This window comes from Pedobacter gandavensis (assembly GCF_032678465.1).
Taxonomy (GTDB): Bacteria; Bacteroidota; Bacteroidia; order Sphingobacteriales; family Sphingobacteriaceae; genus Pedobacter; species Pedobacter gandavensis_B.
Map to the genome: position 1 here is coordinate 353,340 of NZ_JAVTSK010000003.1, position 12,575 is coordinate 365,914.

General features: G+C 38.0%; 8 protein-coding genes. 7 read left to right on the forward strand and 1 reads right to left on the reverse strand.

Features of this window, described 5'->3' with window-relative positions:
* Window positions 1-107: 107 nt before the first annotated feature.
* From R2Q94_RS07620 to R2Q94_RS07630, 3 genes are all read left to right on the forward strand, one after another.
* On the forward strand, window positions 108-3,380 hold the full coding sequence (locus R2Q94_RS07620; RefSeq protein WP_316820853.1) for a TonB-dependent receptor: 3,273 nt from the start codon (window positions 108-110) through the stop codon (window positions 3,378-3,380).
* A 25-nt stretch (window positions 3,381-3,405) separates the two neighbouring features.
* Window positions 3,406-4,929 (forward strand): RagB/SusD family nutrient uptake outer membrane protein, encoded by a 1,524-nt coding sequence (locus tag R2Q94_RS07625; protein WP_316820854.1) that lies wholly within the window; start codon window positions 3,406-3,408, stop codon window positions 4,927-4,929.
* Between the two features lie 80 nt (window positions 4,930-5,009).
* Window positions 5,010-7,058, forward strand: a complete 2,049-nt coding sequence (locus tag R2Q94_RS07630; protein WP_316820855.1) for a glycoside hydrolase family 65 protein — start codon at window positions 5,010-5,012, stop codon at window positions 7,056-7,058.
* Between the two features lie 48 nt (window positions 7,059-7,106).
* Here the strand turns inward: R2Q94_RS07630 and R2Q94_RS07635 are convergent, their stop codons facing one another.
* Window positions 7,107-7,472, reverse strand: a complete 366-nt coding sequence (locus tag R2Q94_RS07635) for a hypothetical protein (RefSeq protein ID WP_316820856.1) — start codon at window positions 7,470-7,472, stop codon at window positions 7,107-7,109.
* Window positions 7,473-8,187: 715 nt separating this feature from the next.
* Between R2Q94_RS07635 and R2Q94_RS07640 the strand changes: the two genes are divergently transcribed.
* The 4 genes from R2Q94_RS07640 (at window position 8,188) to R2Q94_RS07655 (ending at window position 12,113) form a co-directional block, all read left to right on the forward strand.
* Window positions 8,188-9,417, forward strand: a complete 1,230-nt coding sequence (locus R2Q94_RS07640; protein WP_316820857.1) for a hypothetical protein — start codon at window positions 8,188-8,190, stop codon at window positions 9,415-9,417.
* A gap of 89 nt (window positions 9,418-9,506) precedes the next feature.
* On the forward strand, window positions 9,507-9,809 hold the full coding sequence (locus R2Q94_RS07645) for a hypothetical protein (protein WP_316820858.1): 303 nt from the start codon (window positions 9,507-9,509) through the stop codon (window positions 9,807-9,809).
* A 3-nt stretch (window positions 9,810-9,812) separates the two neighbouring features.
* A complete protein-coding gene (locus R2Q94_RS07650) occupies window positions 9,813-11,024 on the forward strand; it encodes a hypothetical protein (RefSeq protein ID WP_316820859.1) in 1,212 nt (403 codons plus the stop codon).
* Between the two features lie 294 nt (window positions 11,025-11,318).
* Entirely contained in the window at window positions 11,319-12,113 is a 795-nt protein-coding gene (locus tag R2Q94_RS07655) for a methyltransferase, TIGR04325 family (protein WP_316820860.1), read from the forward strand.
* Window positions 12,114-12,575: the final 462 nt, after the last annotated feature.

A 12,575-nucleotide genomic window follows, 5' to 3' on the forward strand; every position in this document is an offset into this window, starting at 1 on the left:
GTAACAGCTAAACCTATCCACTTAAAAAGTGCCGAAAGAGCTTCGACCCTTCTTCCGGCACATAGACCAACTCAAAAGGATTTTAGAATTAATCTTTATTTAAAACTATGCAAAAAATAAATAAAAACTACCTATTAGTTTTGATCTGTTCGTTTTGCCTGATGCTTATTGCTGTTAAAACCGATGCGCAAAGCAAGGGTTCGATCAGCCTGGATTATGATCAGGTAAAAATTACCGACGTACTAAAAGCAATAGAACAAAAAACACCATACCGCTTTTTTTACCAGCGGGAACAATTGGACGGCAACCGTAAGGTGAATATCCATGTGAAAAATAAATCAGTACAGGAAGTGATGGGAATTTTGTTCCCTGATAAATCCATCAGTTACAACCTTCAAAAGGATAACCTGATTGTGCTAAAACCAAATCCTCCAATTGCAAGGGAGATCAATCAGGGAGAAAAAAGAAAAGTGACCGGGCAAGTGACCGATGCCAATGGAACCACTCTACCTGGAGTTTCAGTGAAGGTAAAGGATTTCAATGCAGGAACAACTACTGATGGGAATGGCCGCTATGAGATCATGATGCCTGAAGGCGCTGTTTCTCTGGTGTTTTCTTATTTGGGGATGGAAAGCAAGACCTTAAGTCCGGGGACAAAAGGAATACTCAATGTGAAGTTGGAAAGTTCTGCAACAGGCTTAAATGAGGTGGTGGTATCGGTAGGCTATGGTTCTGTGAGTAAAAAGGACCTGACTGGTGCTGTAGCCGTTTTAAAGGCCAAAGACTTTAACAAAGGTCTGGTTGCCAATCCTGTAGAGCTGATGCAGGGACGTGTATCTGGAGTAAATGTGATCACCAACGGTGGAGAGCCTGGAGCGGGAGCACTGGTAAGAGTGAGGGGCTCAAACTCTATTCGTTCCGGACAAGATCCTTTGTATGTGGTAGATGGTGTTCCTTTAGATATTACGGATGTTCAGCCTTCCGGGGCAACGATTTCAGGAGCGGGCAGTAATGCCACAAAGAATCCGTTGAACTTTCTAAACCCGGATGATATCGCTTCTATGGACATCCTCAAAGATGCATCTGCCACGGCAATCTATGGTTCCAGAGGCGCAAATGGGGTAATTATCATTACTACTAAAAAAGGAAAATCTGGAAAAGGCGTTCTTAATTATGCAGCAACAGGTGCGGTATCAACACTGCCGAAACAACTGGATATGATGGATGCGGAGGCTTTTAAAAGCTACCGTGCTTCAAAAGGAATTACACAAGGCGATTATGGCGCAAATACCAATTGGCAGGATGAAATTTTTAGGAATGCCTATGCGCAAAACCACAATCTTTCTTATGGTGGTGGCAACGACAATGGCAATTACCGCGGTTCGGTCAGTTATTTGGACCAGCAGGGAATTGTAAGGAAAACTGGTCTGGAGAAATTAACTTCCAGGTTTAATGTTACTCAAAATTTGATCAACAACAGGTTAAAGATTGAAGCGAACTTAACCGCTGCCAGAACCAGAGATCAAAGGGTGCCTATAGGAGAAACTGGCGGTTTTGAGGGAGATGTAATTCTTTCTGCGTTGAAAATCAATCCAACACTTCCAATCTACAACCCTGATGGAAGTTATTATCAGATGAGTAAAGATGTGAGAAATCCGTTGGCGATGATCAACCTTACCAATGATAAAAATCAAAACGATCGTATTCTGGGAAATATTACCGCTTCCCTTGACCTGATCAAAGGTTTGAAATATAAAATTAACCTGGCTACAGATCATTCCAATGCTTCCAGAAAAGTAACGCAACACCATAGCCTGATCTATCTGAGCAATAAAGGAACAGTAGACATCAGTAATGTGGAGCAGAATAGTAATCTGATGGAAAATTACCTGACCTACGATTTTAATCTTGGTGATCAGCATAAGTTTAATGCCCTTGCCGGACATTCTTACCAACAATTTAAAGCTCAATCCTATAAACTAAGCGAGGAGGGATTTGTTATTGATGATTTCGATTATATCAATGACCTGAGTCTGGGGAATTCTAAACAGGCTTCCGTTAGTTCTTCTATCATTAAGAATGCGTTACAGTCTTTTTTCGGTAGGTTAAACTATAATTTCAACGACAAATATCTCCTTACTGCCACCTTGAGAGCGGATGGTTCAACTAAGTTTGGGACCAACAATAAGTATGGATATTTCCCTTCTGCCTCTGCCGCATGGAGAATGAACGAAGAGGCTTTCTTTAAAAAACTTCAGGTTTTCAGTAATTTAAAGTTACGTGCAGGATGGGGAATTACCGGAAATCAGGAGATCCCAAATAAGATTTCTCAGATTCTTTTGGGTTCATCCGGTGGGGCAATTCTGGACGGTTCCAGCAAAAATGTGGTACAGGGAATCACGCTTACCCGTACACCAAATCCTGACATCAAATGGGAGAAAACGAGCCAGGTTAACCTGGGACTGGATTTTGGGGTGTTGAATGGCAGAATAAATGGTACCATAGACTATTTCGACAAACAAACCAGAGATGTTTTGCTGGAGGTATTTTCTATTGCACCGGCACCAACAACCAAGGTATGGACCAATGTGCCGAATATGAGCATCAGAAACAGAGGATTGGAACTTTCTTTGAATGGTTTAATTGTAGAAAAGGAAGGTTTGAGCTGGGATATGGGACTGAACTTTACGACCATCAAAAACCGTGTTTCCGGATTACCAATGAGTCAGATTACTACAGGATCTCCTAGTGGACCCGGCATCACCGGATATTCTTCTCAGATCATTAGAAATGGATCTTCTATAGGTACTTTCTGGGGTAGAAAATTCCTGGGCTTTGATGATCAAGGGAACAGTATTTTTGAAACAGATGCGAATGGCGTAGAGATTCAACAAAACCTGGGCTCGGCATTACCTCGTTTTAACTATGGAATCAGTACCAGTGTGGTGTATAAGAATTTTGACCTGAGTTTGGCGCTAAATGGAGTGTACGGTAATAAAGTATACAACAACCTGGCAAACATCATCAATCAGAATACCTTGATCGCGAAAGAATGGAATGCCACCAATGAGGCCATAAAAACCAATGAAAATCCTAATGGTACGCTGACTTACAGCAGTCGGTTTATCGAAAATGGGTCTTACCTGCGCTTGTCGAATGCCACTTTGGGCTATACGCTTAAACTGAAAAATGTAGACTGGATTAGTAAACTTCGTTTTAACCTGACTGGAAATAATCTATTTGTGATTACTAAATACACCGGTTATGATCCGGAAGTAAATGCCGATCATTCTTCTGGTGGTGTGCCTTCTATTGGTATAGACTGGACCACTTATCCAAAAGCCAGAACAGTTGTTTTTGGAGTAAATGTAGAATTCTAATGTCCCATAAATAAAAAATACACTGATGAAAAAACTATATATCATGATCACTGCGGCCATTTTATCGCTTAGCGCGTGTACCGTAGAGGAAGAAATTCTGGATGAGGTAAATGGTAATAAAGTGATCCATAATCCTGAAAATGTGGAGATGATTGTGGCTCCGGCATATGCTTACCTGAGGGATTTACAAAACCGCTCTGGAGTTTGGGGAACGATTCAATCGGTGACCGACGAGCTGGCATGGCCGGCAAGAGGATCAGATTGGGTAACCCCTGATTTACAAGCGCTGTTTACCCACGATTATGCACCTACCAATTCTTATGTAAGAAATACCTGGAACAGCTTTATGCTGGGCATTACCCGCTGTAATGTGGCTTTGAAGTACTTGTCGGAATTTCCTAAATCTCCAAAAGTAGATGGTTACATTGCCGAGGTAAAGTTTATCCGTGCCCTTTGCATGTTTAGACTTACCGATAACTTTGGGAAATTTCCTTTCAGGGAGTTTACGGAAACTGATTATTCGAAAGTACCGGTTATTCTTGATCGTCAGATGGCGGTAGATAGAATGATCAAAGAACTGAATGAGGTAATTCCTCAATTGAAAAATAAATCAGAAATTCCTTACGGCAGAGTATCTAAAGCAGCAGCTCAGATGTTGTTGGCAAATGTTTATTTGAATCATGAAGTGTTTACTGGAAACGCGAGATGGACGGAAGCCATACAGCAATGTGATGCGATCATTAATTCTGGTCAGTATACTGTAGCAGATGATTACTGGGGAATGTTCCAGTACGACAATGCCAAGTACCTGCAAAACACGGAGTCTATTCTTTCTGTGATTTATGATGAAACAATAGGACTTACAGGTGCGGTATGGATTCCAATTACCTTACATTACAATCAAAAGTTTGGCAGTTTTACCAGTCTCTGGAACGGTTGCTGTACTACACCAACATTTGTGAACACCTGGGATACTTCAGATAAAAGATTTAGTGACAGGAGGCTGATCAGTCAGCTGGGCTTTAATCAGGGCTTTTTGATTGGTCAACAGTATTCTCCAACAGGTGTAGCTTTGAAAACACGTACGGGTGCACCGCTGATCTTTACCAAGGAGTTCAGCATTAAGAATTCTAAGGAAGAGGAGGGAGTAAGGGTGGTTAAATTTGCACCAAATCCATCTACTACCAATACCAGTAATGCAGGAAATGATTTTCCATTATACCGGATTTCAGATACTTATCTGATGCGTGGGGAAGCGAAATTCAGGTCAGGTAATGTTGCTGGTGCTTTAGAAGACATCAATTACATCAGAAACACGAAACGTGGTATGCCTGCTTATACCAGTTTAGATCTGGATAAAATCCTGAAGGAACGAGGTTTTGAATTGTATTGGGAAGGTAACCGTCGTACGGATCTGGTACGTTTCAATAAATACCGTGATGCGAGAGAAGAAAAAAACTATGTGACTCCAGCTTATAAAGTGCTTTTGCCAATTCCACTAAGTGCGATTGAAGCGAATGCCAGTCTTACTCAAAATCCAGGTTATTAATCAACAGGTTTACACCTGATAAGCTAACCTGTGGTCTCTGCTGTTTTATGCAGGGGCCACAGGTTTTTTTCTAAATAGATATGAAAAATATATTTAATGTCCTGTTTAGTGCATTGCTATGCAGTGTACTGAGCGGTTATGCACAAATCAATCCATGGCTGATCAAGGCTGAAAAGATTGATCCTCAAAACTATTATGGCATCAGCATCGCCAATGGCATCATTGGTGTCACTTCTGCGCCAGAACCATTTAAAGTGAAAAGCACCGTGCTCGCAGGTGCTTATGATGCTTATGGAAGAGGTAGGGTCAGTAATTTTATCAATAGCATCAACTTGTTAAACCTTTCCTTTTCTGTGAATGGTCAGAGTGTTTCAGAGAAGAACATTCAGAAATTTTCTCAGGAGCTCAACATGAAAAAAGGAAGCTTTGCTTCTTCCTTTGATTTTGGCACTAAAGCCAGTGTGAGCTATACTTATTATGCTTTGCGTCAGCTCCCGTATGGTGTGATGCTGGATGTCTGTGTAACTGCACATGAAGATCTTGAAATCAGTGCTGCGGGTATCATGGAAAGTCCGGATGCGCTGAGGGAGGTACAGAACTATTATAGTGAAATTAATCGTTCGCATGTGAAAGCGGGACTGTTGAGCAGCACGGCCAAGAGCCCGACGGGTAAAATAAATATTGCCGCCTCCAGCACTTTTATATTTGAGGAACCTAAAGCTTTGCAACCTGAGATGAGCCATGCGAGCTACGACCATAACCGCCACAGCATGCGTTTTAATAAAAAGATAAAAGCAGGAAGTACTTATCGTTTTAGCTTGGCCGGAACTTTATTAACGAGCTCACATCATCCCGATCCCCTGAATGAAGCAGAGCGATTGACGCTGTTTGCCAAGCTGGAAGGTAGGGAACGCTTGTTGATGAAACATCATCAGGCCTGGGATAAATTATGGGAGAGTGACATTATTCTGCAAGGTGATGATCAGGCGCAGCAGGATATCCATAGTATGATGTACCATTTGTATGCTTTTTCAAGGGAAGGGTCCGAATATTCATTGTCTCCGATGGGGCTTTCCGGATTGGGCTACAACGGACATGTTTTCTGGGATACCGACATCTGGATGATGCCGGCTTTATTGCTTTTACATCCGGAACTGGCTAAACCAATGCTGAATTATCGCTTCAATCGGCTGGAAGCTGCAAAGAAGAATGCTTTTGAACATGGTTATAAAGGGGCGATGTACCCCTGGGAAAGCGCAGATTCTGGTATGGAAGAAACTCCGGTATGGGCATTAAGCGGACCTTTTGAACACCACATTACGGGTTGTGTTGCTTTTGCGGCATGGAATTATTATGGTGTAACCCAGGATCAGGATTGGCTAAGAGAAAAAGGCTGGCCGATCATTTCCGCTACTGCAGATTTTTGGGCGAGCAGGGTAGAACGAAATGGTCCTGGAAAGTACGAAATTAAGAACGTGGTAGCTGCCGATGAATGGGCAGAAAATGTAGACAATAATGCCTTTACCAATGCGGTGGCTAAAAGCAATCTGGAGATCGCGGTTAAGGCAGCTGCTCTGCTAAATTTAAAAGCGAATCCGGATTGGAGTCTGGTGGCTAGGAATATTCCGATTCTTAAATTTCCTGATGGGGTAACCAAAGAGCATGCAAGTTATGTCGGAGAATCCATAAAACAGGCCGATGTGAATCTGCTGGCCTACCCATTAAAGGTAGTTACTGCTCCTGATCAGATTCGCCGCGATCTGGATTATTATCAAGGGCGTGTTCCTGTGGCGAATACCCCTGCGATGACTCAGGCAATTTTTGCTCTTTTACATGCCAGAACAGGTGATGCTTTGCAAGCTGCTCATTACTTTAATGATGCATACCTGCCGAATTTAAATCCTCCATTCAGGGTAATTGCGGAAACCAAAGCGGGCACAAATCCTTATTTTGCTACGGGTGCTGGAGGTGCACTTCAAGCGGTGATGATGGGTTTTGGCGGACTGGATATTACAGATGATGGGATAAAGAAAGTGAGGAGTGTGATGCCTGCTCATTGGAAAAAGTTAACCTTGAAAGGAATTGGGCCAGAGCGCAGAACATACAGCAGTGGTTTAACAGAAAAATAAATCGTAATTATTCTGTTGTAAACATAGGGGAGGCCTGCTCCCCTATAGTTAACGACTTTGGGTTTCATCATTTAAAACAGTAAACCTTTTTTCGAAGGTTTCTGCTTTGTATCTGATTTTGATCAGGAACCCATGTCCGCCGTATCTGATTTCCTTTATAAAGTCGTAGAATACGGGTTTGATAAATTCAATGAATTTGAGCTGGTAGCCTTCAATATCAGGATCAATGTATTTTGCTCTATATGCCTCAGTAAATTCAATGAAATTAAATATGACGGCATTTTCTGTAGTATTTACAAATCTTCCTTTGTAGTGAATATTTGAGGTTAAAGCATAGTTTAACCTGATGAAGGTAATTAACTTCCATTGTAGTAAATCTACGGTCTCTCTATAATCTAATGATACTGTTCTCATTTTTACAAGGTTTTTCCATTGCAATTATGCTAATAAAATTAGTAAAATCAGTAGTTTAAATTATTATTTAACCAAAATTTTGAGGAAAATTGAATTGAGATTAATTGTTTATCTAAAATAGATGAGGTGTATGGGGCACCTTGCATCTACTAATTTAATGTTTAAATGTGCAAAGAACTATGTTATCCTATTTTCAATCACCAACTGCAACAAAAATTGGTAACCTATCCTAGATGTTTTTTGATTAATACTGATAAATAAACCAAGCAGGTTCTGTAATAAATAATTGATTAATCAATTTTAGTTTATTTAGAAATAATTATTTTGTTTTTGCAAAAAAAATATTGAAATTAGTTATTAAAAATAAATTAACATGCCTCACTCAAATTCTAAAAATTTTACAATTATTCTGTATTATCAGAAATGCAAATTTCAAATCCTAATACCTATTAACGATAACTCGTTATTATAGCGTTAATTAGTCCTTTCTGCAAACTTCAAATTGGTAAGGATGTTCCTATTGAATGTAAAATGATTAGCCTAGTTGCAACTAACAATTAGAAATTTCATAGAGGATCAACTCTTTTCTTGATGTCTTAGAAATCTAAGATATGGACAATTGTATTTCCCATTTTTACAATATATAATAACATTTATAGCGGAAAAAGAAGCATAAGCATCTTTAAGAAATTCAATTTATTAACCTAAATATTAAATGAGAAAACCTGTATTCACACTACTATTCCTAATTATGTCCTTGAGCTGTGTAAATGCCGCAAAATTGGATAGATTTTACATTAAAAGAGCGTATCAGCTTGACGATACTGATAATTATGTTCCTATTAGTCAAAATTCAAATTTTACACAATTTACAGCGGAGTATACAGTAACGAGGGCATTAAGAAGTTACGGATTGGAAAATTTGAATTGGATAGTTACTCTCGTTGCAATTGGAGAGGAGGATGGAATTTCATATGAACAGAACATCTCCAAGCCAATCACTCTAACTCATACTGACGGCCTATCTCAGATGTATAATAATCTAGAAATTTTGGGCACAATGCCAAATAACCTTCTACATTTTGACTATGTAGAAATTCGTTTGAAATACGAGCAGTTGTCTTACGACGAGACTTCTGGAGACTTGATAAATACCGATAGGGATGTTACGTATTCCAAAAAGTTATATGTTACTACACGAAAAGAACATCCAAATCCTTTCCTTAAGGGAGATCTAAAATTGTTTTCAACTTATTATTCTATCCTTAGAAAAGCCAGTTATGTATCTGGTGGATATTGGAACTTCAGTGAAAACTGGGAGAATGTTCAGGGAATGGCATCGCTTAATGGATTTTTATATATCGTTCAGGCCGGAAATCTACATAAGCTGAACCCTGAAACAGGTGAATATACTATTTTAGGAACTATGGGAGATTGGAATGGTACAGATGCCGTAGCAGGCTCCTCAAACGGCTTTTTATATATTGTACAAAATTCGAGAATACATAAGGTGGATCCAATAACAGGAGCATATGTAATCTTAGGAAATCCAGAATGGTCAGCAACTGAAGCGATGGTTGCCTATCAAGGAAACCTTTATGTTGTTCAAAATTCTCGACTACATAGGGTAAGTGAGAACACAGGAGCAATAACGCTAATTAGTGAGCCAGACTGGGGAGGTACAAAAGCAATTGCGAGTTCAGGAGATGGGTTTATTTACATCATTCAAAATTCTTATCTACATAAAATCAGTACAGAAGATGCATCATTCACTATTCTAGGAGAACAAGTTTGGGCAAACACACATCAAAAAGGAATGACTTTTTACAATAATTCTCTTTATGTTATTCGTAACGGTGTACTTCTAAAAGTAGAAAAGGGAACAGGAAGTATTACCAACATAAATAGCGGATATAATGGATGTGCATATTTAACAAGTCTGTAGTTGTTATTGTAATTTTTGTCAAGCGCTTTAATTAGAGGGTCCGAAAATCTATAAAAGAGTAGGGTATATGTTATTTATAATAAAAAAAGATGAACTTTTATTTAAGAAAAATCCATTGGATTGTAATTGTAATTTTATTTTCACTTACTGCTGCTTGCAAAAAAGAAGAAAATGTAGATACTAAGCTGGAAATTGAATCGACAAAAAAAATCGAGTTGGAAAAATTGATGACCTATATATCGATCTCCTTCGATATTGATCGCGATAAAATTCACTATAATGAAACTTCTGCAGAATTCTCTGTCCCTAATACAGTATTCAAAATGTCGTTAGAAACAATTGAATCAGCCTATAAATCAGCCAATGAATACAAACTTAACCATGAAAAATAAGTCATGAAAAAATATTATATTCTTCTATTAGTGTGTTTTTTATTTTCTTTAAAATTATCTGCTGCTGCTCTAAATAGTTTTTCCATTCAGAGTCAGTATTTGGTAGGTTCACAACTTCAAGTTTCATTAATTACTTCTACAGAATTTAAAGTAGACTATAGTATTGTAAGATTCCTAAGGAATTATGGATATGAAAAAATCGATTGGATAGTTACTGTTGTTTATCAAAAGAGTGGTGAGAATGAGATTCAATTAACAACTCCAGTTACCCTTACGGAAACTATTTTAACACAACCCTTAAATACAAGAACTGCTACGGCAACCATACCCCCGGGTAAAGTCGGTGGTATAATATATTTAAAGTTCCAAGCATTGACGTATGATTTAAATGGTAAATTAATTAATAATTTACGTGGCACTGAGTATTCGTCAACTAGTTATACAACTTTTATCCCAAGCCCAGTAATTCCACCTACAAGCTTCAGTGGTGCTAACGCACATTTATTTTCTGTTCATCAACAAGGAACCGTACGTAGAATAGATTATTTAACCGGTGGATTCCAGAATCTGGGGTCTAATGTTTGGGCCAATACTCAGGGAGTTGCACATTTAAATGGTTCCATTTTTATTGTTCAAGCAGGAAATTTACATAAAGTAAATCCTTTAAATGGAGACTGGGTTTTGATAGGTGAAACAGGGATTTGGAATGGAACTGACGTTGCAGCATCCTCCTCAAATGGTTTTATTTATATAATTCAAAATTCAAGGCTACATAAGGTGGATCCAATTTCAGGAGATTTTTCGATCCTGGGTAATCCGGAGTGGGGAGGAACAGAAGCTATGGTTGCCTATAATGGATATCTTTATGTTGTTCAGAATTCTACCTTACACAAAGTAGATCAGAATACTGGAGAATATTCTATACTAGGTGATCCAGATTGGGCTGGGACAGAAGCGATCGCTAGCTCAGGAGATGGTTTCATCTACATAGTGCAAAATGGGTACTTGCACAAAGTTAATACTAATGATGGATCATTTGTAATACTGGGAGGACAAGATTGGTTAAACACTTATAAAATGGGAATGGCATTCTATGATAACTCTTTATACATTCTTCAAAATGCTAGACTTCACAAAGTAAATAAAAACGATGGATCATTAGTAGTGTTGGGAAATCCGAGCTATAATGTAAATAGTTTTTTAACAGCGTATTAGGATGATAAAACTACTTAAACTAACTACAAGTTACATTGAAGTTAGTTTAAGTATTAATTGTAATAGAAAACGAATATAATAAGACCTGGTGCATTCATAAAAGACCACACTGTTCATCGGGATATAAATCTCCATAGGAATTTGGTAGAAATTTAAATATACAACATTTAGCAGCCCAATTTAATGTTCATGTTATTGTTGTAATTCTAGAATAAATAACGGTTTCATTAGATTAAAGAGGACTATCTGTCAAAGTAAATATCTATTTTGCACCAAACAAATTATAGGCTATATATGTCATTTTTTAAGAGAAAAAAGAAACCTGAAAACAATAGATGTGGTTGGTTTGGTGATTATAAAGATTGGAGCGAACTTGTAGCGCTTTCTGGTGGATATGAGTCAGATATAATTTTAAATAAAACACGCAATTCATTATTGAAAATAAAAAATGGTGAGGCCGTTTATGAACGGGATTCTGTGTTATTTAATGAAAAGATATATCCATATTCCGTAATATCCGCTCTTTTATACGCTGCTATAAATTGCAATAATCGTTTAAATGTGATTGATTTTGGAGGTTCACTAGGAAGCACTTATTATCAGGTTCGGGATTTTATTCCATCGGGACTAGAAGTGCATTGGAGTGTAGTGGAGCAAAAAGACTATGTTAATTGTGGTAAAACAATGTTTGAGGATGATTTTCTTAAGTTCCATCCGACAATTGCTAATAGCATGAGCAATAAGAAAGCGGATATATTATTACTATCAGGAGTCGTACAGTATCTGGAAAAGCCCCATGAGTTTCTAGATGAATTGAAAAAGTTTGACTTTAAATACATCTTGATAGATCGAACGGCTTTTATTTGTGATAACAACCCTGATAGATTAACCTTGCAAATTGTACCTCCTGAGATTTACGAAGCAAAATATCCTTCATGGTTTTTTAATGAAAAGAATTTCCTCAAGCATTTTGATAACTACGAGATTAAAACTGAATTTGCTTCATATGTAGTCAGTGAGCAACAAATTAACATTGACAATAGTGTACAGGGGTACGATAAAGGGTTTTTCCTGGTAAGAAAACCTTAAAGATTGAATTGATTGGAATTAATATATTGGCATGAATATTTATATTGTCATTTTGACTTTTATGATCAAACGAACCCTGAGAAAAAGTTTAGTAAGGGGGGCAGCAGATAACGCCTGCTGAAACCTCCCGGCTGATGATTTTTTTGGAAAGTAGTGATTTTTAGAATCTGATTTTTAAGCTTAATAAGAAGCGAACAAGGAGCAAAAAATGAGCTTCTGTTGAAATTATAAAATGATAAAATATTTAAGCGTTGTTTTTTCCTCAGCCTATAGAGTTGATAAATGTACTCAAAGCTTTTCAGAGAATTTTAATTTGTCTGTTTTATCACTATGAGAAAGGAAAACGCAAATTAGCAACAATAAGAAGACAGAATTAAATGATTATGAATTACGTCTCGGTAAGAATCGAGCTGAATAAAATTAAAAATAAACTTGTCGTGGAGCGAGTAGTTCCAAATGATA